This is a genomic window from Bacillus sp. Hm123 (assembly GCF_051842975.2).
Lineage (GTDB): Bacteria > Bacillota > Bacilli > Bacillales > Domibacillaceae > Bacillus_CE.
Genome location: NZ_CM200277.1, coordinates 3335670 through 3361183, shown reverse-complemented (window position 1 = coordinate 3361183; position 25514 = coordinate 3335670). Strand labels below are relative to the sequence as shown.

33 protein-coding genes and 1 pseudogene are annotated in these 25514 nt (G+C 41.0%); 33 read left to right on the top strand and 1 reads right to left on the bottom strand.

The window, feature by feature from the left end; all coding sequences use genetic code 11:
- Window positions 1-98 precede the first annotated feature (98 nt).
- The 24 genes and pseudogenes from ACSVDJ_RS17530 (at window position 99) to spoIID (ending at window position 18623) form a co-directional block, all read left to right on the top strand.
- Window positions 99-641 carry a manganese efflux pump MntP gene (locus ACSVDJ_RS17530; protein WP_439167608.1) on the top strand — a complete coding sequence of 181 codons (543 nt, stop codon included), beginning with the start codon at window positions 99-101 and terminating at the stop codon, window positions 639-641.
- A gap of 85 nt (window positions 642-726) precedes the next feature.
- On the top strand, window positions 727-1167 hold the full coding sequence (locus tag ACSVDJ_RS17525) for a low molecular weight protein arginine phosphatase (protein WP_439167605.1): 441 nt from the start codon (window positions 727-729) through the stop codon (window positions 1165-1167).
- Window positions 1168-1190: 23 nt separating this feature from the next.
- Window positions 1191-1541 (top strand): annotated as a pseudogene (locus ACSVDJ_RS17520) (HAMP domain-containing protein); the annotation flags it as partial.
- On the top strand, window positions 1533-2480 hold the full coding sequence (locus ACSVDJ_RS17515; protein ID WP_439167935.1) for a methyl-accepting chemotaxis protein: 948 nt from the start codon (window positions 1533-1535) through the stop codon (window positions 2478-2480). The pseudogene ACSVDJ_RS17520 and the gene ACSVDJ_RS17515, both read left to right, overlap by 9 nt.
- A 79-nt stretch (window positions 2481-2559) precedes the next feature.
- Complete coding sequence (gene rpiB, locus ACSVDJ_RS17510; RefSeq protein WP_439167603.1) at window positions 2560-2997, top strand: ribose 5-phosphate isomerase B; 438 nt, start codon at window positions 2560-2562, stop codon at window positions 2995-2997.
- 19 nt (window positions 2998-3016) lie between these two features.
- A complete protein-coding gene (locus tag ACSVDJ_RS17505; RefSeq protein ID WP_439167601.1) occupies window positions 3017-3589 on the top strand; it encodes a TIGR01440 family protein in 573 nt (190 codons plus the stop codon).
- 166 nt (window positions 3590-3755) lie between these two features.
- On the top strand, window positions 3756-4991 hold the full coding sequence (gene glyA, locus ACSVDJ_RS17500) for a serine hydroxymethyltransferase (protein WP_439167600.1): 1236 nt from the start codon (window positions 3756-3758) through the stop codon (window positions 4989-4991).
- A gap of 157 nt (window positions 4992-5148) precedes the next feature.
- Window positions 5149-5778: a uracil phosphoribosyltransferase gene (upp, locus tag ACSVDJ_RS17495; protein ID WP_439167598.1), complete on the top strand. Its 630-nt coding sequence runs from the start codon at window positions 5149-5151 to the stop codon at window positions 5776-5778.
- A gap of 23 nt (window positions 5779-5801) precedes the next feature.
- A complete protein-coding gene (wecB, locus tag ACSVDJ_RS17490) occupies window positions 5802-6941 on the top strand; it encodes a non-hydrolyzing UDP-N-acetylglucosamine 2-epimerase (RefSeq protein ID WP_439167596.1) in 1140 nt (379 codons plus the stop codon).
- Window positions 6942-7003: 62 nt separating this feature from the next.
- Window positions 7004-7213 carry a hypothetical protein gene (locus ACSVDJ_RS17485; protein WP_439167595.1) on the top strand — a complete coding sequence of 70 codons (210 nt, stop codon included), beginning with the start codon at window positions 7004-7006 and terminating at the stop codon, window positions 7211-7213.
- Window positions 7214-7461: 248 nt separating this feature from the next.
- A complete protein-coding gene (locus ACSVDJ_RS17480) occupies window positions 7462-7680 on the top strand; it encodes an AtpZ/AtpI family protein (RefSeq protein ID WP_439167593.1) in 219 nt (72 codons plus the stop codon).
- A 6-nt stretch (window positions 7681-7686) separates the two neighbouring features.
- Window positions 7687-8073, top strand: a complete 387-nt coding sequence (locus ACSVDJ_RS17475) for an ATP synthase subunit I (protein ID WP_439167592.1) — start codon at window positions 7687-7689, stop codon at window positions 8071-8073.
- A gap of 6 nt (window positions 8074-8079) precedes the next feature.
- Window positions 8080-8808, top strand: a complete 729-nt coding sequence (gene atpB / locus ACSVDJ_RS17470) for a F0F1 ATP synthase subunit A (protein ID WP_439167591.1) — start codon at window positions 8080-8082, stop codon at window positions 8806-8808.
- Between the two features lie 90 nt (window positions 8809-8898).
- A complete protein-coding gene (gene atpE / locus ACSVDJ_RS17465) occupies window positions 8899-9111 on the top strand; it encodes a F0F1 ATP synthase subunit C (protein ID WP_439167933.1) in 213 nt (70 codons plus the stop codon).
- 292 nt (window positions 9112-9403) lie between these two features.
- Window positions 9404-9922, top strand: coding sequence for a F0F1 ATP synthase subunit B (locus ACSVDJ_RS17460; protein ID WP_439167931.1), 519 nt, complete (start codon window positions 9404-9406; stop codon window positions 9920-9922).
- Window positions 9919-10458, top strand: a complete 540-nt coding sequence (locus ACSVDJ_RS17455) for a F0F1 ATP synthase subunit delta (RefSeq protein WP_439167589.1) — start codon at window positions 9919-9921, stop codon at window positions 10456-10458. The genes ACSVDJ_RS17460 and ACSVDJ_RS17455 overlap by 4 nt, the downstream gene beginning before the upstream one ends.
- An 80-nt stretch (window positions 10459-10538) precedes the next feature.
- Complete coding sequence (gene atpA / locus ACSVDJ_RS17450) at window positions 10539-12047, top strand: F0F1 ATP synthase subunit alpha (protein WP_439167588.1); 1509 nt, start codon at window positions 10539-10541, stop codon at window positions 12045-12047.
- A gap of 87 nt (window positions 12048-12134) precedes the next feature.
- On the top strand, window positions 12135-12992 hold the full coding sequence (locus ACSVDJ_RS17445; RefSeq protein WP_439167586.1) for a F0F1 ATP synthase subunit gamma: 858 nt from the start codon (window positions 12135-12137) through the stop codon (window positions 12990-12992).
- 26 nt (window positions 12993-13018) lie between these two features.
- On the top strand, window positions 13019-14437 hold the full coding sequence (gene atpD / locus ACSVDJ_RS17440; protein WP_439167584.1) for a F0F1 ATP synthase subunit beta: 1419 nt from the start codon (window positions 13019-13021) through the stop codon (window positions 14435-14437).
- Between the two features lie 22 nt (window positions 14438-14459).
- Window positions 14460-14867, top strand: coding sequence for a F0F1 ATP synthase subunit epsilon (locus tag ACSVDJ_RS17435; RefSeq protein WP_439167582.1), 408 nt, complete (start codon window positions 14460-14462; stop codon window positions 14865-14867).
- A 91-nt stretch (window positions 14868-14958) separates the two neighbouring features.
- A complete protein-coding gene (locus ACSVDJ_RS17430) occupies window positions 14959-15195 on the top strand; it encodes a DUF1146 family protein (protein ID WP_094833635.1) in 237 nt (78 codons plus the stop codon).
- A gap of 204 nt (window positions 15196-15399) precedes the next feature.
- Window positions 15400-16119 carry a YwmB family TATA-box binding protein gene (locus ACSVDJ_RS17425; RefSeq protein ID WP_439167580.1) on the top strand — a complete coding sequence of 240 codons (720 nt, stop codon included), beginning with the start codon at window positions 15400-15402 and terminating at the stop codon, window positions 16117-16119.
- 29 nt (window positions 16120-16148) lie between these two features.
- Complete coding sequence (gene murA, locus ACSVDJ_RS17420; protein ID WP_439167578.1) at window positions 16149-17447, top strand: UDP-N-acetylglucosamine 1-carboxyvinyltransferase; 1299 nt, start codon at window positions 16149-16151, stop codon at window positions 17445-17447.
- 168 nt (window positions 17448-17615) lie between these two features.
- Window positions 17616-18623: a stage II sporulation protein D gene (gene spoIID, locus ACSVDJ_RS17415; protein WP_439167577.1), complete on the top strand. Its 1008-nt coding sequence runs from the start codon at window positions 17616-17618 to the stop codon at window positions 18621-18623.
- A 31-nt stretch (window positions 18624-18654) separates the two neighbouring features.
- Here the strand turns inward: spoIID and ACSVDJ_RS17410 are convergent, their stop codons facing one another.
- Complete coding sequence (locus tag ACSVDJ_RS17410) at window positions 18655-19089, bottom strand: VanZ family protein (protein ID WP_439167575.1); 435 nt, start codon at window positions 19087-19089, stop codon at window positions 18655-18657.
- Window positions 19090-19247: 158 nt separating this feature from the next.
- On the opposite strand from ACSVDJ_RS17410, the gene spoIIQ reads away from it, so the two are divergent.
- From spoIIQ to ACSVDJ_RS17365, 9 genes are all read left to right on the top strand, one after another.
- Entirely contained in the window at window positions 19248-20081 is an 834-nt protein-coding gene (spoIIQ, locus tag ACSVDJ_RS17405) for a stage II sporulation protein SpoIIQ (RefSeq protein WP_518619531.1), read from the top strand.
- 323 nt (window positions 20082-20404) lie between these two features.
- Window positions 20405-20665, top strand: coding sequence for a sporulation transcriptional regulator SpoIIID (spoIIID, locus tag ACSVDJ_RS17400; protein WP_141212772.1), 261 nt, complete (start codon window positions 20405-20407; stop codon window positions 20663-20665).
- 274 nt (window positions 20666-20939) lie between these two features.
- Window positions 20940-21941: a cell shape-determining protein Mbl gene (gene mbl / locus ACSVDJ_RS17395; RefSeq protein ID WP_439167573.1), complete on the top strand. Its 1002-nt coding sequence runs from the start codon at window positions 20940-20942 to the stop codon at window positions 21939-21941.
- 143 nt (window positions 21942-22084) lie between these two features.
- Window positions 22085-22921: a flagellar hook-basal body protein gene (locus ACSVDJ_RS17390; protein ID WP_439167572.1), complete on the top strand. Its 837-nt coding sequence runs from the start codon at window positions 22085-22087 to the stop codon at window positions 22919-22921.
- A gap of 17 nt (window positions 22922-22938) precedes the next feature.
- Window positions 22939-23751: a flagellar hook-basal body protein gene (locus tag ACSVDJ_RS17385; RefSeq protein ID WP_439167571.1), complete on the top strand. Its 813-nt coding sequence runs from the start codon at window positions 22939-22941 to the stop codon at window positions 23749-23751.
- Window positions 23752-23766: 15 nt separating this feature from the next.
- On the top strand, window positions 23767-23973 hold the full coding sequence (locus ACSVDJ_RS17380; RefSeq protein WP_439167570.1) for a DNA-directed RNA polymerase subunit beta: 207 nt from the start codon (window positions 23767-23769) through the stop codon (window positions 23971-23973).
- Window positions 23974-23986: 13 nt separating this feature from the next.
- The gene (fabZ, locus tag ACSVDJ_RS17375) at window positions 23987-24409 is read left to right on the top strand and encodes a 3-hydroxyacyl-ACP dehydratase FabZ (protein WP_095480873.1); all 423 of its coding nucleotides are present in this window, start codon (window positions 23987-23989) and stop codon (window positions 24407-24409) included.
- Window positions 24410-24503: 94 nt separating this feature from the next.
- Window positions 24504-24815, top strand: coding sequence for a hypothetical protein (locus ACSVDJ_RS17370; protein ID WP_439167568.1), 312 nt, complete (start codon window positions 24504-24506; stop codon window positions 24813-24815).
- A gap of 131 nt (window positions 24816-24946) precedes the next feature.
- A complete protein-coding gene (locus tag ACSVDJ_RS17365; protein WP_439167567.1) occupies window positions 24947-25342 on the top strand; it encodes a hypothetical protein in 396 nt (131 codons plus the stop codon).
- The last annotated feature ends 172 nt before the right edge of the window (window positions 25343-25514 follow it).

Sequence of the window (25514 nt, the reverse complement as noted above, 5' to 3'; positions counted from 1 at the left end):
TTTTTTGTATGAAAAAGCAACAGATCGTGCAATTCTCTTTCGTGCTTGCATATGTTTGAAAAAAGGCACGTCCAAAAGAGAAGGAAGTGAAGAGGAGAATGGGGGAAATTCTCACATTAACGATGATGGCATTAGCTTTAGGGATGGACGCATTTTCGGCTAGTTTAAGTCTTGGTATGGCACCAATTAGGCTAAAGCGGATCTTTTATATAGGGTTAATCGTTGGCGCATTGCATGTTGGATTTCCACTTGTCGGGATGGTAACGGGCAGGGTGTTATCAAATGAGTTCGGGGAAGTGGCTAACATCATTGGGGGCATTTTATTAATGATCGCTGGTGTGCAAATGATTGTAGCGGTCTTAAAAGAGGAGGAATCAGAGCGATCAATCCTTTCTGGGTGGAGTTTAATTTTATTTGCGATCATTGTGAGCCTTGACAGCTTCTCGGTCGGTTTGACCCTCGGTATTTATGGAGCAAGTACGGTGATCGCATTGTCTCTTTTTGGAGGAATAGCAGCTATGCTAACTTGGAGTGGGCTCTTACTCGGCAAAAAAACAAGGGGTTTGCTCGGTTCATATAGTGAAATGTTTGGTGGGTGTATTTTGCTGATCTTTGGTATTAAATTACTATTTCCGATTTAATAAATAAAACGTATATCTTTTTTCCCTATTAATAAAAAATCTTATATAATAGGAGAAAGATATTTAGATGAGGAGGGGTGAGAAGTTGAAGGTTTTATTTATATGCACAGGGAATACGTGTAGAAGTCCGATGGCTGAAGCGTTGCTAAAGCATAAACGTCCGCAATGGGAAGTGAAATCAGCCGGGATCTTTGCGGCAGCTGGCAGTCCAGCTTCTGAACAGGCTAGGCGCGTGTTAGAGGAGGCTAACGTTCCGATCAATCATATTTCCCAAGCAATATCTAAAGAATTAGTTCATTGGGCGGATATTATTTTGACAATGACAGCTTCTCATGAACAGATGCTAGTCTCTCAATCCCCAGAATTAAGAGCGAAGACTCGTGTGTTCAAACGATATGTGACTGGAAGTTTAGCGGATGTTCGCGACCCATTCGGTGGTTCCATTGAAGACTATCGAGACACGTATAATGAACTAGAGCAATTGATTGATCAGTTTATTGAAGGGATACCTAACAGTTTAGAATAGTGTTTATGTAGAAAGGGGAAAATATGGAAAATCATACTAAATTCTCATTTGGGGTAGGAAAGAAACTTGTGGCGCTTGTGACTGTGTTGGCAATCGTTACATATTCCACTAGCGCTTTTTTTATTTACTACTTATATCCTGCGTTTTTTTCCACAATGAATGAAACATTATTTACGATTATGACGTTACTAATGGGAATTATGTGGTCTGGCATTTTAGCTTACATTGTGGGAGGCTATTTTGTTAAGCCACTGCAACAGTTAGAAGTCGTTGCTCTAGAAGCGGCTACTGGAAATATTGAAAAAGATGTAGAGTTGCCAAATGGTCAAGATGAAGTCCGATCACTAGCCCAGGCTTTTAATAAAATGCTCGCTAATTTAAGACAAATGGTTCATAGCATTGAAAATAATTTTTCGTTGACGAATGAAAGTGTACAACAAATTTCAAAGGAAGCAGCGATAGCTTCACAAAAGGCAGAGGATATTTTCCGCACGGTGGATGAGATTTCAGCGGGAGCCGAAAATTCTGCTGTTGCGATCCAGTCTACAGCGGAGTCGGTAGAGGATGTGACTCACCTAGCGGGTGAGGTGCAACGAAAAGCGAAAACTTCAGCTGTTCAAGCGGAAGAAATGGTTCGCGATCTTGAAGAAAGTAAAGAGGTGTTTCAGTCGCTGATTTCAGGTATGGAACGGTTATCCACTGAAAACAAACATTCTTTGCGAGCTGTGCGAGGGTTAGAAGAAAATGCTCGTAAAGTGGGCGATATTATTCAACTAGTGGGAGCGATTGCGGCACAAACGAATTTACTAGCATTAAATGCTTCGATTGAAGCGGCGCGAGCAGGAGAGCATGGAAAAGGCTTTGCGGTTGTGGCAGAAGAAGTTCGCAAACTAGCAGATGAAAGCGGCACAGCAGTTCAAGGGATTTCTGAGCTGATTCAACAAATGCAGCGGGAAGTTGATCAAGTAGTGCAGCAAATTTCTTCTCAAGTTGAAAGCGTAAACACTGAAGTGCAGAAGGGATCAAAAGCGAACGAAGCGATTGAAATGATGACAGACAAAATTCTTGTCGTGGCAGATGATGTCCAGATGATTTTTAATTTAGTAAACAAGCAGATGGATAGTATTGAACTGACGTCTAGACAGTCGCAAGAAGTCGCTGCGATTGCTGAGGAAACGTCAGCAGGCGCATTAGAAGTGACACGTGTGACGAAAGATCAAACGAAAGTCATGAACCATATCGAACAAGACATCATCCAGCTGAAAACACAAGCGGAGGAATTGAAATCAACGATCACTCGTTTTCGTTTATAGCCAACTGTCGGTTGCTTGCCTGAGATATCGTTCTATGACAAAATACAAACAGATACCTAATTGAAAGGGGATTGTACAAATGAAAGTAGCAATTGCTTCGGATCATGGTGGAGTAAATATTCGTGAGGAAATAAAGAGCTTACTAGAAGAACTTGGCATTGAGTTTGAGGACTTCGGCTGTGAATGTGGTACATCTGTTGATTACCCAGATTACGCGCTTCCAGTGGCGGAAAAAGTAGCGAATGGTGACTTTGACCGTGGGATTTTAATTTGTGGAACAGGCATTGGCATGAGCATTGCTGCTAATAAAGTAACAGGCATTCGTTGTGCGCTTGTTCATGATTTGTTTAGTGCTAAAGCAACGAGAGAACATAATGACAGCAATATGCTGGCGATGGGAGAGCGCGTCATTGGTCCTGGATTGGCTCGTGAAATCGCGAAAGTTTGGTTAATGACGGATTACGAAGGTGGCCGCCACGAAAATCGTGTGGGTAAAATTAAAGCATACGAACAATAATAAGGCGAGGTGAAGCCCTGTGTTATTAAAAGAGTGGGAACGAGACTTACACCGACTGTTACAAGAGTTTCAGCAACAGGCTAACCTTCAACGAGAGCAAACGGTCGTCATTGGCTGCTCGACTTCGGAAATTGCTGGCGAAAAAATTGGCACAGCGGGCACGTTAGAGATTGCTGAAATGGTCTATCGTCAAGTGAAAACATGGGCGGATGAACACGGTGTTCACTTGGCTTTTCAATGCTGTGAACATTTAAATCGGGCGCTAGTCGTTGATCGTGAGCTGATTGGGCGTTTGCATCTTGAAGAAGTCGAGGTCATCCCTGTTCGGCAAGCGGGCGGGTCAATGGCTACCTATGCTTATGAGCAAAACTCGAACAGCGCTGTCGTTGAATATATTAAAGTCGATGCTGGAATCGATCTCGGTGATACATTGATCGGAATGCATTTAAAGCATGTCGCAGTTCCGCTACGTACGAGCGTGAAGCAAGTGGGACATGCTCATGTAACGATGGCGAAAACACGACCGAAATTAATCGGTGGCGTTCGAGCGGTCTATGAAAAAACGAATATAAACGAAAGTTGCACTAGTTAATGTTAGGATATAACCGGCTTTTTATTATGAAAGTCGGTTTTTTTATAAAAAAATTCGTTAATTTATTTGAAAGATGGCCGAAACGTGATAGAATATAAAAGAATTTATAAAATTGGCACTACATAAAGTTGAAAAATAAGTCCTATAAAACGGAAGGGGATTGAAAATGAGCAAACTTCAAGTTCAAGATTCAGCAGTTTTTGCAGCAATCCAAGATGAGTTAAAACGTCAACAAACGAAAATTGAGTTAATTGCCTCTGAAAACTTTGTTAGTGAAGCAGTGATGGAAGCACAAGGTTCAGTGTTAACGAATAAATATGCAGAAGGTTATCCTGCTAAGCGTTATTACGGTGGCTGTGAGCATGTGGATGTTGTAGAAGATTTAGCTCGTGATCGTGCGAAAGAAATTTTCGGTGCCGAACATGCAAACGTGCAACCTCACTCTGGTGCACAAGCAAACATGGCAGTTTATTTTACAATTTTAGAGCAGGGTGACACAGTTCTTGGGATGAATCTTTCTCATGGTGGCCATTTAACGCACGGTAGTCCAGTCAACTTCAGTGGGGTACAATACAATTTCATCGAGTATGGTGTCGATAAAGAATCACAAATGATCGATTACGAAGATGTACGTCAAAAAGCGATCGACAACAAACCGAAATTAATCGTAGCGGGTGCAAGTGCGTACCCACGTGCCATTGATTTTGCGAAATTCCGTGAAATCGCTGATGAAGTAGGCGCGTACTTAATGGTCGATATGGCTCATATTGCTGGTCTTGTAGCAGCAGGCCTTCACCAAAATCCAGTGCCATACGCTGATTTCGTTACAACAACGACGCATAAAACACTCCGTGGTCCTCGCGGCGGTATGATTCTTTGTAAAGAAGAGTTTGCGAAGAAAATTGATAAAGCGATTTTCCCTGGTATCCAAGGTGGTCCATTAATGCACGTTATTTCTGCGAAAGCTGTAGCTTTTGGTGAAGCGTTAAATCCAAGCTTTAAAGAATATGCACAAAACATCATCGACAATGCGAAACGTCTAGGTGAAGGATTAACAAAAGAAGGCATCAGTCTTGTATCAGGCGGTACAGATAACCACCTGCTATTAATCGACCTTCAATCTCTCGGCCTAACAGGAAAAGTAGCGGAACATGTACTTGACGAAGTGGGAATCACAGCTAACAAAAACACGATCCCATTCGATCCACAAAGCCCGTTCGTCACAAGTGGAATTCGTATCGGAACAGCAGCTGTCACTTCTCGTGGTTTCGATTTAGAAGCGATGGACGAAATAGCTTCTATTATCGCTGACACGTTGAAAAATCATGAAGATGAAGCAACACTACAAAAATCTAGCCAACGTGTAGCCGACTTAACAGCAAAATATCCATTATATAATTAAACAGTTTAAGCACCCGGTTGTACTCGGGTGTTTTTTTGTACTATAATAATGAAAAATGCATAAACGCTATCTGCTGCTTATGCGGTTTTTTTTTGCCGTTTATGTGATAGCTGCTAACAGAGCATTTTTTGTACATAAAGATAAGGGAGCGATTACTTTGGCAAAAGTATATGTGTTTGACCATCCATTAATTCAACACAAATTAACAATGATTCGTGATAAAAATACAGGAACAAAAGAATTCCGTGAGCTTGTGGACGAGGTTTCGACATTGATGGCGTTTGAAATTACACGCGACTTGCCGTTAGAGGAAGTGAGCATTGAGACACCTGTATGCGAAGCAAAGACAAAAATGCTAGCAGGTAAAAAATTAGGGATCGTGCCGATTTTACGTGCCGGTATTGGAATGGTTGAAGGAGTATTAAAGTTAATTCCTGCCGCGAAAGTAGGGCATGTTGGCTTATATCGTGATCCACAAACATTAACGCCGGTTGAGTATTATGTGAAGCTCCCTTCTGATGTAGAAGAGCGTGACTTTATCGTCGTTGATCCAATGCTTGCAACAGGTGGTTCTGCGGTTGAAGCGATCAACTCTTTGAAGAAGCGTGGAGCGAAAAACGTGAAGTTTATGTGCTTAGTGGCTGCCCCTGAAGGAGTAGAAGCAATGAAGGAAGCACATCCAGATGTAGATATTTACATCGCCGCTTTAGATGAGAAATTAAATGAAAAAGGTTATATCGTACCAGGTCTAGGAGATGCAGGAGACCGTCTATTCGGAACAAAATAATTCAAAAGGTAGGTACATGTAAAATGAATCGCCCAATTAAAGTGATGACGATTTTCGGCACACGTCCGGAAGCAATTAAGATGGCACCACTTGTTCTTGAATTACAAAAACATCCAGAGCATTTTGAGTCGATTGTGACCGTGACCGCTCAACATCGTCAAATGCTTGACCAAGTTCTTGAAATTTTCAACGTACAGCCTGACTACGACTTAAATATTATGAAAGACCGCCAAACACTCATTGACGTGACAACTCGCGGATTAGAAGGGCTAGATCGCGTGATGAAGGAAGTCAAGCCGGATATCGTGCTCGTTCACGGTGATACGACGACAACATTTATCGCGAGTTTAGCGGCTTTTTACAATCAAATTGCGGTTGGCCATGTTGAAGCAGGTTTGCGTACGTGGAATAAATACTCTCCGTTTCCAGAGGAGATGAACCGCCAGCTCACAGGTGTGATCGCGGATCTTCACTTCTCACCGACGGATCAAGCGGAACGCAACCTGTTAAATGAAGATAAAAAAGCAGAAGCGATTTTCGTGACAGGAAATACAGCGATCGATGCGCTGAAAACAACGGTGAAAGAAGAATACAATCATGAAGTACTAGAGCGTGTCGGTAGTGACCGTCTCGTATTAATGACCGCTCACCGTCGTGAAAATCTTGGGCAACCGATGCGTAACATGTTCTCAGCAATCAAGCGTCTTGTTGAAGAAAATAGCGACATTCAAGTCGTGTATCCGGTGCATTTAAATCCAGCGGTTCGAGAAATTGCTGACGAAATCCTTGGCAACGACCCGCGCATTCACTTAATCGAACCGCTTGATGTGATTGATTTCCACAATTTTGCCTCAAGAGCGCACTTGATTTTAACCGATTCCGGTGGGGTGCAAGAAGAAGCACCATCACTTGGCGTACCGGTTCTCGTGTTGCGTGACACAACAGAGCGACCAGAAGGAATCGAGGCGGGAACATTAAAGCTTGCAGGTGTGGAAGAAGAAACGATTTACAAATTAGCAACAGAGCTGTTAACGAACCAAGCTGAATATGAAAAAATGGCGAAAGCCTCTAACCCGTACGGCGATGGAGAAGCATCTCGCCGCATTTGCGAAGCGATTCGCTACCATTTCAAAGCGACGGATCAAAAGCCAGAACGATTCTAAATTTACAAAAAGCAAAAGCCAGCTGGGCATCGCACAGCTGGCTTTTTTAATAGAAGAAAAGCGTGGAAAGTCGAAGAAGTGCGGCGCAAGGTCGAAGAAAAGCGTGGAAAGTCGAAGAAGTGTGGCGTAAGGTCGAAGAAAAGCGTGGAAAGTCGAAGAAGTGCGGCGCAAGGTCGAAGAAAAGCGTGGAAAGTCGAAGAAGTGCGGCGCAAGGTCGAAGAAAAGTTTGGAAGGTCGAAGAAATGTCACGTAAGATCGAAGAAAAGCCATAAAAAGTCAAAGAAGCATCACCAAACCTTTGGAAAAAAATCACGCTTCTTCTATATAATAAGAAAAACTTATAACAGTTCCTATTTTTTGATCATTTTGTGAAAGATTCGTTACAAATTGTGATCTTTTTCACTCTAAACACATTGACATTGAAAAACCCCTATTGTATGCTAACAAAGGGTAAGGAACAAACAATTGTAACCGTTTTTGTCATGTCAAGTAAACCATTCTAGAATAGAGGTGTTTTCGTATGAAAAGTCGAAAAAGCCCTTTTCGAGCAATGGCCTTGTACAGTTCCATTCTAGCACAGTTAGCAGGCTCGATCCTTATGGGGATATTTGCTGGACGCTGGCTTGATGGAAATTGGAACACCGACCCACTTTGTTTAATCATCGGACTGCTACTGGGTTTAACCATTGGCATTTTTTTAATGTTACAATCAGTCCGCTATTTTAATTCGGGAGATTAAATTACTATGCCGGAACTTCAGCACACATACGCTAGGCATCGAAAGTACATAATCTACTTGCTCTCCGTTTTTGTCTTCTGCTGGGGAATTACGCCCTATAAGCCTGTGTTCGCAGGCCTCATCCTTGGGACAAGCTTAAGTTTTTTCAACCATTGGTTAATGGTTAATCGAATGAACCGTTTTAGCGATGCGATCGATAAAGGCGAAAAAGTGAAATCGCTCGGTACTTTATCTAGAATGGCTTCAGCGGGATTAGCTACGCTCATTGCCTTACGCTATCCTGAGCATATCCATCTTATTTTCACAGTTTTGGGATTAATGACATCCTATCTTGTCATTATGATAGATTTTTTTATTCATTTTTTAATAAATAAAACCGGGGAAGAGAGGTGAAAAAAGTTGCATCATAAAAATCCAACGTTTACATGGGAAGTTTTTGATGGCTTTTCACTGACATTTAACTTAGCTAACGTGTTAATGATTACAGTGGCTAGTGCGATTGTCTTTCTTATTGCCGTCATTTCTACGAGAAAGTTAGCGATGAAGCCTACTGGGCTGCAAAACTTTTTTGAGTGGATCATGGACTTCGTGAAAGGGATTATCCAAAGTAATATGGACTGGAAAACAGGGGGGCGCTTTCATGTTCTTGGTTTGACCTTATTCCTTTACATTGCGATTTCCAACTTCTTAGGACTTCCATTCGCAGTCGTATATGATGGCACGCTTTGGTGGAAATCACCAACAGCAGATCCAGTGATTACATTAACACTTGCTGCAATGGTTGTTGGTTTGTCACATTATTATGGAATTAAAATGAAAGGCTTCAGTGAATATGGGAAGGATTTCTTCCGTCCAATGTGGTTCTTATTCCCATTGAAAATCATTGAGGAGTTTGCCAACACGCTCACTCTTGGTCTCCGGCTTTACGGAAACATCTTCGCAGGTGAGATTCTGTTAGGTTTACTAGCAGGAAGCATGGCAGCATCAGGAATAGGTGGCACAATCGCTGCGATCATTCCGACACTTGCTTGGCAAGGATTCTCCGTCTTTATCGGAGGAATTCAGGCGTTTATCTTTACTATGTTAACAATGGTTTACCTGGCCCACAAAGTGAGTCAAGACCATTAATTATAATTTGTTCATTTTATATGAACAGAACTATGTGAAAAATATTTTATTCATACATTAAAAGGAGGAAATTTTACAATGACAGGTTCAATTGGTCTATTAGCAGCAGCAATTGCGATTGGTTTAGCAGGACTTGGTGCAGGTATTGGTAACGGTTTAATCGTTTCAAAAACAGTTGAGGGGATCGCTCGTCAACCAGAAGCTCGCGGTATGCTTCAAACAACAATGTTTATCGGGGTTGCATTAGTTGAGGCACTTCCGATCATTGGAGTAGTTATCGCATTCATGGTTGTAGGTAAATAATAACTTCAAGAAACGACTACTTAAATATTGTCATAAGCAAGATTGCTACATAGCAAGCTTTGTATATGTTCAGTAGTTTGGTCGTTAAAGCTCGATCATAAAAATAGCTAAAGGTGTTTGTTTTTAACACTAGAAGCTATATTATATTTCGGGATTTTGTTCCAAATGGCGAAGATCATTCCAAGCGAACCTTCGCCATTCCTTTATGTTCAATCTTTAAAAAAGCATTTCGTTTAATAGAATCTTCTCTACTTAAGAGAGGATGGAGACTCTTGAAGGGAGTGAAGTAGGCGTGTTAGCAAACGCATTTGTACTAGGAGCATCTGAGGGCCTTAATGAAGGAGATATTTTGTTCCAATTAGTAATGTTTATCGTTTTACTTGCGTTGATTAAAAAGTTCGCCTGGGGTCCACTTATGGGAATCATGCAACAGCGTGAAGAGCATATTGCCTCAGAGATCGAATCAGCTGAAAAAAGCCGTGTAGAAGCTAATAAATTATTAGATGAAACACGTGCAGAATTAAAAGCATCTCGCCAAGAAGCACAATCAATCATTGAAAATGCGAAGAAAGTCGGCGACGATCAAAAGAATGAAATTATTGCGGCTGCTCGTGCAGAAGCAGAACGTTTGAAAGAGTCTGCAAAGATGGAAATCGATCAGCAGAAAGAACAAGCGTTGGCAGCGGTTCGCGAACAAGTTGCCTCACTTTCTGTTTTAATTGCTTCTAAAGTAATTGAAAAAGAATTGAGCGCGGCGGATCAAGAAAAATTAATCAATGATTACATTAAAGAGGCAGGGGAAGAGCGATGAGTAACTCTGTAGTCGCTAAGCGCTATGCATTAGCTCTTTTCCAAATCGCCAAAGAACAAAAGCAACTAGACGCAATTGAAGAGGAACTTCATGTAGTGAAAGCCGTATTTACGGATAGCAAAGAACTTCTTCCTTTGTTACAATCACCAAAAATGACGATCCAACAAAAGAAAGCTCTTTTGCAGTCAGCATTCACTAACGCTTCATCATATACGGTCAATCTGTTGATGCTTTTAACTGAGCGTCACCGTGAAATGTATATTACTGATGTAGTAGATGCTTACATACAATTAGCAAACGAAGAACGCGGAGTGGCAGCAGCAACAGTCGTATCTGTTCGTCCATTAACGGAGACAGAAGAAGCGGAAATTTCTGCTCAGTTCGCTAAAAAAGTTGGTAAGCAGTCATTGAAAATTACAAATGAAGTAGACACTAATTTGTTAGGTGGCGTGAAAGTACGTATTGGTAACCGTATTTATGATGGTAGCCTTCGTGGTAAACTAGATCGTCTACAAAAGCAATTAGTCGTTAACTAATTAAAACAAAACGTAAATGAGTAAATTAATACTAACTATTAATTACTCTTTGACCACTAATATTATGAGGGGTGAAATTCATGAGCATCAAAGCTGAAGAAATCAGTGCGCTGATTAAAAAGCAGATTGAAAACTTCCAGTCCGATATGAAAGTAAGCGATGTTGGTACGGTTATCCAAATTGGTGACGGTATCGCTCGTGCTCATGGCCTCGACAACGTTATGGCTGGAGAGCTTCTTGAGTTCTCAAACGGTGTCATGGGTATGGCACAAAACTTGGAAGAAAACAACGTAGGTATCGTTATTCTTGGACCTTACAAGGATATTCGTGAAGGTGATGAAGTTCGCCGTACTGGACGCATTATGCAAGTTCCAGTAGGAGAAGAATTAATCGGACGCGTTGTTAACTCTCTAGGACAGCCGGTTGACGGTCTTGGCCCGATTAACACAACGAAAACACGTCCAATCGAAAGCCCAGCAACAGGGGTTATGGATCGTAAATCTGTTCATGAACCATTACAAACAGGTATTAAAGCGATTGACGCTCTTGTACCAATTGGTCGTGGACAACGTGAATTGATCATCGGTGACCGCCAAACAGGTAAAACATCTGTAGCGATCGATACAATTCTTAACCAAAAAGATCAAGATATGGTTTGTATCTATGTAGCCATCGGACAAAAAGAATCTACTGTTCGTAATGCAGTAGAAACTCTTCGTAAACATGGTGCCCTAGATTACACAATCGTCGTAACAGCATCTGCATCACAACCAGCTCCAATGTTATTCCTTGCTCCTTATGCTGGAGTAACAATGGGTGAAGAATTTATGTTCAACGGCAAACATGTTCTGATTGTATATGATGATCTATCAAAACAAGCAGCAGCATACCGTGAGCTTTCCCTATTATTACGTCGTCCTCCAGGTCGTGAAGCTTATCCTGGTGACGTTTTCTACTTACACTCTCGCTTGCTAGAGCGTGCAGCAAAGTTAAATGACACGTTAGGTGCAGGTTCAATCACTGCTCTTCCATTCGTTGAAACACAAGCGGGCGATATCTCTGCTTACATTCCAACGAACGTTATCTCAATCACTGACGGACAAATCTTCTTACAGTCTGACTTATTCTTCTCAGGTGTACGTCCTGCGATCAATGCCGGTCTTTCTGTATCCCGTGTAGGTGGGTCTGCTCAAATTAAAGCGATGAAGAAGGTTGCTGGTACACTTCGTCTAGACTTAGCAGCATACCGTGAACTAGAAGCATTTGCTCAGTTCGGTTCTGACCTTGATAAAGCCACTCAAGCGAAACTAAACCGTGGTGCGCGTACAGTTGAAGTATTAAAGCAAGACTTGAATAAACCACTTAAGGTTGAAAAACAAGTTGTTATCCTTTATGCATTAACTCGTGGCCATTTAGATGATATTCCAGTAACGGATATTCGCCGTTTTGAAGATGAGTTATTAAGCTGGTTAGATCACAACCACACAAATGTGTTAGAGCATATTCGCACAACGAAAGAACTTGCTTCTGATGATGAGATGAAAGCAGCAATCAACGAGTTCAAAAAGACGTTTGCGAAATCTGAATAATTTTTCGGAATCTTTGAAAGTGGGAATAGACCGTTAACGGTCTTCCCCTTTCGTTACTTCTAACATTAAAAAGGGTGGTGAGAACCAGTGGCATCGTTACGCGATATACAGACTCGGATTAATTCTACTAAGAAGACGAGCCAAATCACAAAAGCGATGGAAATGGTTTCCGCTTCTAAATTAAACCGTGCAGAAACAAATGCGAAGAAATTTGTTCCTTACATGGAGAAAATTCAGGAAGTGGTCGCATCCATTGCTCTTGGAAGCAAAGATGTAACACATCCGATGCTCATCTCCCGCCCCGTTAAGAAAACCGGGTATTTGGTTATTACCTCTGACCGCGGTTTGGCGGGAGCATATAACAGCAGCATTTTGCGTCTTGTTCATAATTTGATTAAAGAACGCCATAAATCCAATGACGAGTATGTTATTATTGCCGTTGGTCGCATAGGCCGCGATTTCTTTAAAAATCGTGGAATGAATGTTGCACTAGATGTTGTAGGACTTCCTGATCAGCCTTCGTTCGCTGATATTAAAGCGATTGTGAATCAAACAGTCGGCATGTTTGCTGATGGCACATATGACGAACTGTATATGTACTACAATCACTTCGTTAGTCCGATTCAACAGGACGCAACAGAGAAAAAAGTGCTACCATTGACGGAGATTGCATCTTCTAATAAATTGACTTCTTATGAATTTGAACCATCAGCTGAAGAGATTTTGGAAGTGTTACTTCCTCAATATGCGGAAAGCTTAATTTACGGTGCTTTACTTGACGGTAAAGCAAGTGAACATGCGGCTCGTATGTCAGCAATGAAATCAGCAACAGACAATGCGAAAGAATTAATTGATTCTTTATCGCTTTCATACAACCGTGCACGTCAAGCAGCGATCACACAGGAGATCACTGAGATCGTCGGCGGCGTAGCGGCTTTAGAGTAGTGAAAAGCTAGTTAGGAGGGAAAGAAATGAACAAAGGACGCGTTCTTCAAGTTATGGGTCCAGTTGTTGACGTTAAGTTCGAAAGCGGTCAACTTCCTGATATCTATAATGCGTTAAAAGTGCAGGTTCCTGCACAAGCGGGTAAAGAAGCTTCTGAATTAACTTTAGAAGTAGCGGTTCATTTAGGTGATGATACAGTACGTACGATTGCAATGGCATCAACTGACGGGTTGCAACGTAACATAGAAGTATTAGACATGGGTCAAGCAATCTCTGTACCAGTTGGAGATATTACTTTAGGACGTGTATTTAACGTACTAGGTGAAACAATTGACTTAAACGAAGAGATTTCTGCTGATGCACGCCGTGATGGCATTCACCGTCAAGCTCCTACTTTTGACCAACTTTCTACAGAGGTTGAAATCCTTGAAACAGGGATCAAAGTAGTAGATTTACTTGCTCCATACATTAAAGGTGGTAAAATCGGTCTGTTCGGTGGTGCCGGTGTAGGTAAAACAGTATTAATCCAAGAATTAATCAATAACATTGCTCAAGAGCACGGCGGTATCTCAGTATTCGCTGGTGTAGGTGAGCGTACTCGTGAAGGAAATGACCTTTACTACGAGATGAGTGATTCTGGGGTTATTAAGAAAACAGCGATGGTATTCGGTCAAATGAACGAACCACCTGGTGCGCGTATGCGTGTAGCTTTAACAGGATTAACAATGGCGGAATACTTCCGTGATGAGCAAGGACAAGACGTATTATTCTTCATCGACAACATCTTCCGTTTCACGCAAGCAGGTTCTGAGGTTTCTGCCCTATTAGGTCGTATGCCTTCTGCCGTTGGTTACCAGCCAACACTTGCAACAGAGATGGGTCAATTACAAGAGCGTATCACGTCTACAAACGTTGGTTCTGTTACATCGATCCAAGCGATCTATGTACCAGCCGATGACTATACAGATCCGGCTCCAGCAACAACATTTGCTCACTTAGATGCAACAACGAACCTTGAGCGTAAGCTTTCTGAGATGGGTATTTATCCAGCGGTAGATCCATTGGCTTCTAGTTCACGTGCCCTTTCTCCAGAAATCGTAGGCGAAGAGCACTACAGTATAGCTCGTCAAGTACAGCAAACGTTACAACGCTATAAAGAACTTCAAGATATTATCGCAATCCTTGGTATGGATGAGCTTTCAGAAGATGACAAGCTTGTTGTACAACGTGCGCGTCGTATCCAGTTCTTCTTATCACAAAACTTCCACGTAGCTGAGCAGTTTACAGGTCAACCAGGTTCTTATGTACCAGTAAAAGAAACAGTTCGCGGGTTTAAAGAAATTCTTGACGGCAAATACGATAATCTTCCAGAAGATGCTTTCCGTCTAGTTGGTGGCATTGAAGAAGTTGTTGCTAAAGCTAAAGAGATGGGTGTAGAGGCATAATAAGGGACCAGGGGGTTAAACAATGAAGACAGTTAAAGTCAGTATCGTCACTCCTGACGGCCCAGCGTATGAATCGGATGTGGAAATGGTTAGTGCAAAAGCTCAAAGCGGTGAGCTAGGTATTTTACCAGGTCATATTCCGATGGTCGCACCTTTACAAATTGGCGCTGTCCGTTTAAATAAAGGCGCTGGCAAACCAGATTTGGTAGCAATTAGCGGCGGCTTTTTAGAAGTTCGTCCAGACCAAGTGACGATTTTAGCACAAGCTGCTGAACTAGCGAAAAATATTGATATTGCCCGGGCGAAAGAAGCCAAAATGCGCGCTGAACGCCTGCTTGGCGAAAAGAAAGAGAATATAGACTTTAAACGTGCCGAATTAGCTTTACAACGTGCGATGAATCGCATTGAAATCTATGAAGGCAGAATGTAATAATCAAAAACCTTCCGTATCCGGAAGGTTTTTGATGTATCATTCATACAGTGAATACCCTATTTTTTTGTGAAAATTGGAGGAGGATGAAATGGTTTCTGATTTTGGACAAGAGGCATTGATCAGTATCTTGTCTCATATTGTATTTATAGGTTTGTCTTTTTGGGCATTACAAGCTGTCCGATATGAACAAATAATCAAGGCAAATCATGTGTTTCAAGCACGGTTATTATTTATTTTGTTATCGATTGCGATCGGATCTGCGGTCAGCAACTTCTTCCTTGATTACTTCTTATGGTCCCGCCAATTGCCACTGTTATTTCAATAATTTTTTCTCGAAGCATAATAGATAGTACTTCTTTCACGTTGAATTTTTTTTGATTTTGTATATGCTTTTTTTAGAGAGGTTTTCTGCTTCTACTTAAGTGAATCATTGAACAAGGTGGAGTCGATTTCTTCGATCATTTGTCGTTTGAATTCTCGTATGTTTCTTATCTACTAGGTCATACTAGCAGATAAGGAGATGAGTAGAATGAAAATGAGCAGAATGATCAAATGCCTTTTGTTAATTTGTTTCATTGTCATTGTTTACGGGAATAGCACTATTGCGACGTCCACTTCTAATCACTTAGTGCGGCTGACAGAAGACGTACAAAAAGAGAAAGGACATATTGAAGAATGGACCGTACATATGCGCGAGCGTTTAAACGAGCAGGAAATGAAGCAAGTAGCTTTGAAACTTCAAGAATACTTATCTGAGTGGACATTTACAGTAGACACGAAAAATGATGACGCAGTTGTTGCTAGTCATTCAATGGGAAAGCTACGTCAAAAGATTCAGATCGTATCTACGGGTCAACAGGATGGGCAATATATTCTTCTCTATACAGTTATTTCTACAGATGAGGATCGAATAAGAACATTTATGAAAAGGGAATTTGTGAAAACTTATTCACATTTTTTCCATGAATCCACTCCAGTTTTCACTTGTATTAAAGGGAGTTTTGATGGTAAAATTGAAGAAGTTTTGTCGAATCAGTTTTCTGGATTAATGAATGGTTGGAAAGCAAACGAATTGGAAGTTGTTTCTGAAGAAGGTTTTTATTCTGTATCAGCGTATTCAGAGCATTTCAATCAAGGCCTTCCGTTGCCATCAAAGCAAATGAATGTGCAAATAGGGTTAAGAAAAAATGGATCGGGAGCTAAGACAAACTTTGTGATAGGCACGCCGATCATCACGATTGAATATTAATATATAAATTGGACGCGGAGGGGAATACCTTGGATAAAATTATCGTCCGCGGCGGACAAAAGTTAAGCGGAACTGTGAAAGTAGAAGGAGCAAAAAATTCAGTTCTGCCAGTAATCGCCGCTACTTTGTTAGCTAGTAAAGGAAAGAGTGTGATTCGGGATGTGCCGACTCTCTCTGATGTATATACAATTAATGAAGTGTTACGCCATTTAAATTGTCATGTAGCATTTGAAAACAATGTAGTAACTGTTGATGCAGCTGATGAATTATTCGTTGAAGCTCCTTTTGAATATGTACGCAAAATGAGAGCGTCTGTACTTGTCATGGGTTCATTGTTAGCGCGTACTGGGAAAGCTCGTGTAGCGCTTCCTGGAGGCTGTGCGATTGGCTCACGTCCAATTGATCAGCATTTAAAAGGATTTGAAGCAATGGGAGCTGTCGTTCGCGTGGAAAATGGTTTCATTGAAGCGGAAGTCAGCAAACGATTAAAAGGTGCGAAAATTTATTTGGACTTCCCAAGTGTAGGGGCAACAGAAAACATTTTGATGGCTGCTACATTGGCGGAAGGTACGACTATACTTGAAAACTGTGCTAAGGAGCCGGAAATTGTTGATTTAGCGAACTTGCTAAATAAAATGGGTGCAAAAGTTGTCGGTGCTGGTACAGGAACAATTCGTATTGAAGGTGTAGAAGAGCTTCATGGAGCAGATCATAACATCATTCCAGATCGCATTGAAGCAGGTACTTTTATGACAGCTGCAGCGATCACAGGCGGAAACGTGCTGATTCAAAATGCGGTTCCTGAACATATGTCTTCTTTAATTGCTAAGATGAAAGAAATGGGTGTGCAGATAATCGAAGAAGAAGAAGGTCTTCGTATCATTGGCCCAGAAAAGTTAAAAGCTGTCGACATTAAAACGATGCCTCACCCAGGTTTCCCGACAGATATGCAATCACAAATGATGGCGTTAGCGTTGAAAGCGGAAGGCACAAGCATGATTACGGAAACAGTGTTTGAAAACCGTTTTATGCATGTAGAGGAATTCCGTCGCATGAATGCCAATATTAAAATTGAAGGACGTTCTGTTGTGATCGATGGACCTTCAACGATTCAAGGCGCAGAAGTAGCGGCAACGGATCTTCGTGCAGCAGCGGCATTAATTGTTGCTGGATTAATCGGAGACGGCTATACTCGCGTAACAGAACTGAAGCATTTAGATCGTGGATATGTGAACTTCCATGGAAAGCTAGCAGCACTTGGTGCGGATGTGACACGTGTTAGCGAAGAAGTAGTTACTGAAAAAGTGATAACGGATATTAACGCTTAATAATGATGAAGGGCCTGACTATTTACAGTCAGGCTCTTTTATATTTTTATACATACTGCCTCGCTTTTATTCATAAAAAAACAATATTTTTTCGTGATAAACCTCTATCGTTCACCATATTTATACTATTAAGTATTTTGCTCAATCTATCGATGGAGGAATGGAATCATGGAAAAACAACGTCATTCTTTATGGTTAGTTATTGCTGCTCTATTTTTTACGGCTCTCGTTATTCCTTCCTTGCTTGTGCTCGTTTTTTCTCCTAAAGAAGGGGAGATAGCGATGAAAGAGACGAACAAAAAACCACCTGATGAACCTGCGGTAGAAGTGGCTGTCTTTCGTTCAGGAAACGAACAAATAGAGAACTTCCCATTAGAACAATATGTAGCAGGTGTCGTGGCGGCTGAAATGCCTGCAGAGTTTGAAAAAGAAGCCCTCAAGGCGCAAGCCCTCACCGCAAGAACTTTCATTATTCAACATATGATGAACGGCAAAACAGTGAGCAACGGTCAAGCACATGTCACTGATACGGTGAAACATCAAGTGTTTAAAACGAAAAAGGAATTAGAAAAGACGTGGGGCAACGACTTCTCATGGAAATGGAAAAAGATTAATGAAGCTGTACAGGAAACAAAGGGGGAAATTATCACATACGATGGAACGCCTATTACCGCTTCATTCTTCTCGACGAGCAACGGCTACACCGAAAACTCGGAAGATTATTGGGGACAGCCGCTTCCTTATTTAAAAAGCGTGGAAAGTCCATGGGATGAACAATCACCTAAATATCGCGCTCAATTGCGCTTACCTCTTAGTGAATTTGAACAGAAGCTCGATGTCTCTATGAACAAAGCTCAGGAAGCTGGAACGATTACGAAGCGAACATCAGGACAGCGAATTGCGACAGTGAAAATTGGTGATAAGGAGTTTTCGGGACGAGAAGTGCGGGAAAAGCTTCAATTGCCTTCCTCGGACTTTAGCTGGGTCGTAAAAGGGGATGAGGTAGTCGTTTCAACGAAAGGCTACGGCCATGGTGTGGGGATGAGCCAGTATGGAGCCAACGGAATGGCGAAGGAAGGAAAGGATCATCAACAAATTATTCATCATTATTATCAGCAAATAAAGATCGACAAAGCGGATCGATATATGGATGAGATGATGACGGCTAAAAAATAACTCCTTATTGCGTAGCGAGCAATAAGGAGTGTTAAGAACTGACCCAATGGCTGAATTTTTGCATCCATTGATGAATTCGGCTAGAGGGTCGCTGAAAATATTTATACCTGACGAGTAAGTAGCAAATAAATACACCTGTCACATCCTTAACCGCATCAATGATAGAAGCAGAGCGATAAGGAATAAAGGCTTGATGAATTTCATCAATGAATCCGTAAAAGCAAGCGATCAGAGCGGCCGCTAAGTTTGTCGCACTTGAAAATCGACCGTGCGCTAACAAGGCGTTGACGATCAATCCATACAATATGGCAAATTCAATTAAATGCAGAGATTCTTTAAATAACAGGTCTATTTGGTTTTGTGGAAGCGAGAGGATAGCATCGTGAGGTAAACTAGACAAGATCCAAATAGCGACTATATAAGCGAAAGGGGCTATCGTGGACAAGCCTCTTGCGATCATTTTCATACGTATCACCGCCTTTTCACCATTTTATCACGTTTTATTTTGAACTTTTTTGAGCTTTGTGGCATTTTTTTTACGTTTTGAGGAAAAATAAAAAATTTCCAAATGATGATGTATAGTTTTGTAGTAATCTGTTCACACTGGTTGCTGAGGTGATGAACATGAGAAAGGGAGAAAAGAAACCAATCCCCCAAAAAATTCAGCAATTTTTCAAGAAACGTTGGGTATTTCCAGCTGTCTATTTAATGAGTGCCGCACTATTAATTTCAGGGATTATCTGGTACCAAATGGCTGGAGTAGACAACGAGCAAGGATTTGAGCCGCAAGAAGGTATGTTCAATGAAGGAGCATTTGATGAGCCGGCGGAAGAAGTTAATTCTACTGTAGAAGAAATGATTAAGCCAGTGAAGAATGCAGATGAAGTAGTTGTCAAGACGGGCTTTTACGAAGAGAGTGCATCTGAAAAAGAGCAAGAAGCTTCTTTAGTCATCTATAACAATACGTATCAGCCGAATACAGGCATCGCGTTTGGCATGAAAGAAAATCAAACATTTCACGTCGTTGCTGCTCTCAGTGGAAAAGTAACGAAAGTAATGGAAGATTCCTTGCTTGGTAATGTGATTGAAATTGAGCATGCCGATGGAATTGTCACAACGTATCAGTCTGTGAAGGATATAAAAGTAGCGGAAGGTGACACGATTTCCCAAGGTGATGTCATTGCGAAAGCAGGAAAAAGCTTGTTTAACGAACAGGCAGGCATCCACGTCCATTTCGAAGTACGAAAAGACCAAATGGCTTTAAACCCAGACAGTTTCTTCGGTAAACCACTGTCAGCGATCGAAGAAGCTGATATGTCAAATGAAGAAACAACATCAGAAACGGACAATACAGAAGCTACAGATGAAACAAGCGATACAGAAGAGACAGAAAATGTCGAAACGCCGGATAGCGGAGATGAACAAAAACAATCATTAGAAGAAAAAAGCAGCTCATAATGGGCTGTTTTTTTACGTTGCTACCGTTTTCTAGCGTAATCAATTGGGAAAATCGACGGAATCATACATGCCAACAGCTAAATCATTTTACTAAGAATATTTTGTAAACAATATCATATAGTGTTAATAATACCTGTACAAAGAAAAAGGGATTGTTTGAGGTGAGGGATCGTTAGACGAAAAAATACCTATTAGCACTCAGAGCAGACTAGTTGCCGAACAAAGCTCCGTGTGAGGTGCCACATACGGATCAATATGATTACATTCAAGCGAAAGCGAGTCTCATTTCACATGTCTCACATCCAATGAAGGAGGCGAGCGGTGTGCACGATTACATCAAGGAGAGGACAATCAAGATCGGAGAGTATATCGTGGAGACGAAAAAAACAGTGCGAGTGATTGCCAAAGAGTTTGGTGTGTCGAAAAGTACAGTTCATAAAGACTTAACCGAGCGATTGCCAGAGGTTCATCCAGAATTAGCTCAGCGCGTGAAATCTATTCTTGAATATCACAAGTCGATTCGGCACCTTCGCGGCGGGGAAGCAACGAAAAGGAAGTATGCTAAAGAAGAAGCGGTTCAATGAGAGAATTGCTCGTCTACTCATAGAAAGATAAATCTGCCACTATTGGCGGATTTTTTAATATATCACTTTGTAAAGTATTGAACAAGACGATCAATCGAGTCTTTAAGCTGGAGAAATCATGCTCAAGACATAAAAAATTTACAAATCTCCCTCAATTTTAGTCAAAATGTGCTAAAATAAAAAATTGGGAAACTAAAATTCGTATTATGTGAAAATTGACATATCAATGTAGCAAAATAAATAAAAAAGTTTTGATGAAAAGGGGACTACCTGAATGATTTCAAAAGATATTGGCATTGACTTAGGAACAGCGAATGTTTTGATTCATATGAAAGGTCAAGGAATTGTATTAAATGAACCTTCCGTTGTAGCAATTGATAAATCAACAAATAAAGTACTCGCTGTCGGAGAAGAAGCGCATCGCATGGTCGGAAGAACACCAGGAAATATTGTTGCCATTCGTCCGTTGAAGGATGGTGTTATTGCGGATTTTGATATTACAGAAGCGATGCTTAAACACTTTATGAATAAATTAAATGTAAAAGGGCTTATGTCCAAGCCACGCATTTTAATTTGCTGTCCGACAAACATTACGAGCGTTGAGCAAAAGGCGATTCGTGAAGCGGCAGAAAAAAGCGGTGGTAAAACGGTTTATTTAGAAGAGGAACCAAAAGTGGCGGCGATTGGAGCAGGTATGGATATTTTCCAGCCGAGCGGAAATATGGTGGTAGATATCGGTGGAGGGACGACAGATGTCGCCGTATTATCGATGGGATCAATCGTGACATCAGCTTCCATTAAAATGGCTGGTGACAATTTTGATATGGAAATTCTTAATTATATTAAGAAAGAATATAAGCTGTTAATCGGGGAAAGAACGGCAGAAGATATTAAAAAGAATATTGCTACTGTTTATCCAGATAGTCGTAATGAAGAGATGGAAATTCGCGGTCGCGATATGGTTTCGGGGCTTCCGCGTGTTTTGACTGTTCACTCAAAAGAAATTGAATTGGCATTGAGAGAGTCGATTGCGGTCATTGTACAAGCTGCGAAAGATGTACTAGAGCAGACACCTCCTGAATTGTCAGCGGATATTATCGACCGCGGGGTTATTATAACAGGTGGAGGCGCTCTTCTTCACGGCCTTGACACTCTTCTTGCGGAGGAGTTAAAGGTACCTGTATTAGTGGCAGATAATCCAATGGACTGTGTGGCAATCGGTACGGGCTTAATGCTTGAGAATATAGATAGAATCTCTAAAAAGAAGTTAATATAATTGAATGGATAAAAGCGAGATGCAGAGGTCATCTCGCTTTTATCCGTAAAAAAATCGACTGACGTTCTTGTGGATTATTCCTATCGTTTCGTCTGAATGATGATATAATAAATAAATCATATAAAGATAATTGAGGTGGAAAAATGTTTCGTGGTTTTTATACAGCGGCTTCTGGAATGATCGCTCAACAGCGTCGCACAGAAATGTTAACAAATAATGTGTCTAATGCGAATACACCTGGTTATAAGGCAGATCAGTCGTCTCTGCGGGCATTTCCTGAAATGCTATTGCAGCGGATGGATCAATCATCTATACCAACAAAAAATAAGACAAACTTTACTGCTACTCAACCGATTGGAGCTCTTGGCACGGGCGTGTATATGCAAGAAACGAAGCCGTTGTTTATCCAAGGGGATTTAAGGGAAACGGGATTGAAGACGGATGTCGCCTTGCTAGATGTAAATATGCCAGTCAATGAAGAAACGAATCAAGCGGGCATGGTTTTTTATACGATTCAAGGGGCCGATGGACAAGAACGTTATACACGTAACGGGAATTTCACGCAAGATGCAGACGGATATTTAACAACAGCGAGTGGCTTATATGTTCTTGACCCTCAAGGTAACCGCATTCAACTCACTTCTGATGAGTTTGTTATTTCAGAAGATGGACAAATTATAGAAAATGGGCAGGTAGCTGGTCAAATCGGACTTGGGTACGCAGAAAATCCGAACTTGTTAATTAAACAGGGAGATGGACTGTTTCGTTTAGAGAATGGGGCACTTCCTAATGCGTATACACAAAATAATATTCAATTTCGCTTCCAGCAAGGATTTTTAGAGGCATCAAATACAGACGCTGCTCGTGCAATGACAGATATGATGTCTGCATATCGTTCATTTGAAGCCAATCAAAAGATATTAACTGCTTACGACCGCAGCATGGAAAAGGCTGCTAATGAAGTAGGCCGAGTGAATTAACTCAGGAGGAAATGGGTATGAATCAGACGATGATTACATCAGCTAATACATTAAGTCAATTACAGAAAAAACTAGACATTGTTAGCCATAATATTAGTAACGTCGATACAACTGGCTATAAGAGACGTGAAGCGACTTTCACTGAATTAATTAATCAAAATGTCAATAATATGCGTCAAAATGACATCGGTCGCTTAACGCCAGCAGGCATTCGAGTTGGGGCAGGAGCTAAGCTTGCTCAGTCTCAAATGGTTGGAGCACAAGGAAATTTGCAAACGACAGAACGTCTACTTGATTTTGCTTTCTCTAAAGAAAAGCAATTCTTTAAAGTGCTTGTACAAGAAAATGGACAAGGCAAAGTTCATTATACACGAGATGGGGCATTTTCACTTACACCAGTCAATGACGATGAAGTGATGCTCGTGACGAATGAGGGCCGACCTGTATTAGATGAAAATAACGAAATAATCACTTTTAATCCGAACAATGGGCCGATCACGTTAGAAGCGAATGGTCGCATTCGTGCAGGCGATCAAACGTTTAATTTAGGAGTGGTAACAATCAACAAGCCACAGTTCCTAGAACAAAAAGGATCGAATTTATTAACGCTTCCTGACAATCCAGCTGTTCCGGAAGATCAAATTTTGCAAAACTTAATAAATGCCGATCGCGGAGTTATTTCCTTACAACAAAGCACATTAGAAAAATCAAATGTTGATATGGGGAAGGAAATGGTTGACTTGACAAACGTCCAACGTGCCTACCAGTTCCAATCTCGCTCTATTTCGCTAGCCGACCAAATGCTGGGGCTTATTAACGGCGTACGCTAGAGGGGATTGAGTGTATTGGCTGAACAAAGGAAAAGAACGCAAACAAAAACACAGTTAACTCCTTTTGGACGTTTTATTGTGACTATGTTTTTTTTGTGGGCCGCTGCTACGATGGGGGCAATCATTGGCTACAGTGTGATTGGTGGGGGACATCCACTCGAAGTGTTTAATCCCCAAATATGGATTCATTTAGTGGAAGTTTTATATAATAGCTTTTTTTAAGGTGGGAAATTATATGTTAGACATTCAGCAAATTAAAGAAATCATTCCGCATCGCTATCCATTTCTACTGATTGATCAAATTCTTGAAGTCGAAGAAGGAAAACGAGCGGTCGGTATTAAAAATGTAACAGCGAATGAAGAATTTTTTAACGGTCACTTTCCTGATTACCCAGTCATGCCTGGCGTGCTAATCGTGGAGGCTTTAGCTCAGGTAGGAGCAGTTGCGATGCTAATCAAAGAAGAAAATCGTGGAAAGCTTGCCTTTTTTGCTGGGATTGATCAATGTCGCTTTAAGCGTCAAGTTCGCCCAGGTGATCAATTGCGATTAGAAGTGGAAATGCTTCGCTTCCGTGGCGTGATTGGCAAAGGAAAAGCCGTTGCGACAGTCAATGGTGAATTAGCTTGTGAAGCAGAAATTACATTTGCATTGAAATAAAGAACAAGTAGCTTATCGCTGCTTGTTTTTTTTGAATATTTTTCAAAGAGGTGGGAAGGCTATGTACAGATATTGAAAAAAGAAGGGAGCTTTCATGATGGACAAGAAATTTTTGAAATGGGTAGGAGGAGCGGCTTTAATGGCCATGTTGTTAGTAGGGTGTGGCACTGACAATGAGCCAGCTAATAATGACAACCCAGTGAATGACGAAGGTAATATGGAGCAACAAGACAATAATAATATCAACGAAGATGTGAACGAGGGAATGCACGATGAGCATGATCCGGAATCGGAAGACAAGAATGTACCAGGTGATGGTGATATGACGAAAGATAATAATACGCCAGCGGAAGATCCGATCGAAGACACAAATGATATGCAGGATGCGGATAATAAAGATGAGTAAAACAGGGGAACGATCCCCTGTTTTTGTTTTGGGAAAAAAACTTTGTCAACTCTTGGGCAGTGTGATAAAGTAGAAGATATTATCAATTTATTGAAGTTCAGCTAGGACATTCTAGGAGGTACTTATTGTAAATGTTAAGCGACTTATCACAAGGAATTAAAATAAGTATCACACGTTCAATTACGACGGCATTTGAGCATTATATGGCGAGAATATTATGGGATGAGAATGCTTATAAATTTGAAGACTTTATGCAAGAATGGCAAAAATATATTAGCACTAGTTCTTCGTGGTACGACAAAGTGAATGATGAAATCAAATCTAGCCCTGAGTTTCATGAAGAGTTAGCAGTGAAGATTAACGAAGTGGTGAAAAAGATCTTATCAGAAGTGCCAACGCCTGAACAAATCGATACACTTGATCAACTACAGAAAGAGCTAGGAACAGATTACGACTATTCCTATAAAGCGGAAGCGAAATTCTACATCGACTTTTTAACAGCTCAGTTAAAAAAAAAGAACAATTAAGTCCAGCTGACGAAAAAGAATTAACGATTGCCGCTCTTCTTTATTATCATGTCTATGATCAAGAGCTACCCAACCGATCTTATAGTAAGCAGGATATTGAATATATTATTCAAAAGCTTCAACAAACGCTTGAAACTGGAAAAGACGAACTGGTCTCCTCCAATATACATTA

Bases quoted from the DNA above. Each gene is read 5' to 3' on its own strand.
- ACSVDJ_RS17530 (WP_439167608.1), top strand. From the start codon at position 99: ATGGGGGAAATTCTCACATTAACGATGATGGCATTAGCTTTAGGGATG.
- ACSVDJ_RS17515 (WP_439167935.1), top strand. From the start codon at position 1,533: ATGCTCGCTAATTTAAGACAAATGGTTCATAGCATTGAAAATAATTTT.
- rpiB (WP_439167603.1), top strand. From the start codon at position 2,560: ATGAAAGTAGCAATTGCTTCGGATCATGGTGGAGTAAATATTCGTGAG.
- glyA (WP_439167600.1), top strand. From the start codon at position 3,756: ATGAGCAAACTTCAAGTTCAAGATTCAGCAGTTTTTGCAGCAATCCAA.
- wecB (WP_439167596.1), top strand. From the start codon at position 5,802: ATGAATCGCCCAATTAAAGTGATGACGATTTTCGGCACACGTCCGGAA.
- ACSVDJ_RS17480 (WP_439167593.1), top strand. From the start codon at position 7,462: ATGAAAAGTCGAAAAAGCCCTTTTCGAGCAATGGCCTTGTACAGTTCC.
- ACSVDJ_RS17475 (WP_439167592.1), top strand. From the start codon at position 7,687: ATGCCGGAACTTCAGCACACATACGCTAGGCATCGAAAGTACATAATC.
- ACSVDJ_RS17455 (WP_439167589.1), top strand. From the start codon at position 9,919: ATGAGTAACTCTGTAGTCGCTAAGCGCTATGCATTAGCTCTTTTCCAA.
- atpA (WP_439167588.1), top strand. From the start codon at position 10,539: ATGAGCATCAAAGCTGAAGAAATCAGTGCGCTGATTAAAAAGCAGATT.
- atpD (WP_439167584.1), top strand. From the start codon at position 13,019: ATGAACAAAGGACGCGTTCTTCAAGTTATGGGTCCAGTTGTTGACGTT.
- ACSVDJ_RS17435 (WP_439167582.1), top strand. From the start codon at position 14,460: ATGAAGACAGTTAAAGTCAGTATCGTCACTCCTGACGGCCCAGCGTAT.
- ACSVDJ_RS17430 (WP_094833635.1), top strand. From the start codon at position 14,959: ATGGTTTCTGATTTTGGACAAGAGGCATTGATCAGTATCTTGTCTCAT.
- ACSVDJ_RS17425 (WP_439167580.1), top strand. From the start codon at position 15,400: ATGAAAATGAGCAGAATGATCAAATGCCTTTTGTTAATTTGTTTCATT.
- spoIID (WP_439167577.1), top strand. From the start codon at position 17,616: ATGGAAAAACAACGTCATTCTTTATGGTTAGTTATTGCTGCTCTATTT.
- ACSVDJ_RS17410 (WP_439167575.1), bottom strand. From the start codon at position 19,089: ATGAAAATGATCGCAAGAGGCTTGTCCACGATAGCCCCTTTCGCTTAT.
- spoIIQ (WP_518619531.1), top strand. From the start codon at position 19,248: ATGAGAAAGGGAGAAAAGAAACCAATCCCCCAAAAAATTCAGCAATTT.
- mbl (WP_439167573.1), top strand. From the start codon at position 20,940: ATGATTTCAAAAGATATTGGCATTGACTTAGGAACAGCGAATGTTTTG.
- ACSVDJ_RS17390 (WP_439167572.1), top strand. From the start codon at position 22,085: ATGTTTCGTGGTTTTTATACAGCGGCTTCTGGAATGATCGCTCAACAG.
- ACSVDJ_RS17385 (WP_439167571.1), top strand. From the start codon at position 22,939: ATGAATCAGACGATGATTACATCAGCTAATACATTAAGTCAATTACAG.
- fabZ (WP_095480873.1), top strand. From the start codon at position 23,987: ATGTTAGACATTCAGCAAATTAAAGAAATCATTCCGCATCGCTATCCA.
- ACSVDJ_RS17370 (WP_439167568.1), top strand. From the start codon at position 24,504: ATGATGGACAAGAAATTTTTGAAATGGGTAGGAGGAGCGGCTTTAATG.
- ACSVDJ_RS17365 (WP_439167567.1), top strand. From the start codon at position 24,947: ATGTTAAGCGACTTATCACAAGGAATTAAAATAAGTATCACACGTTCA.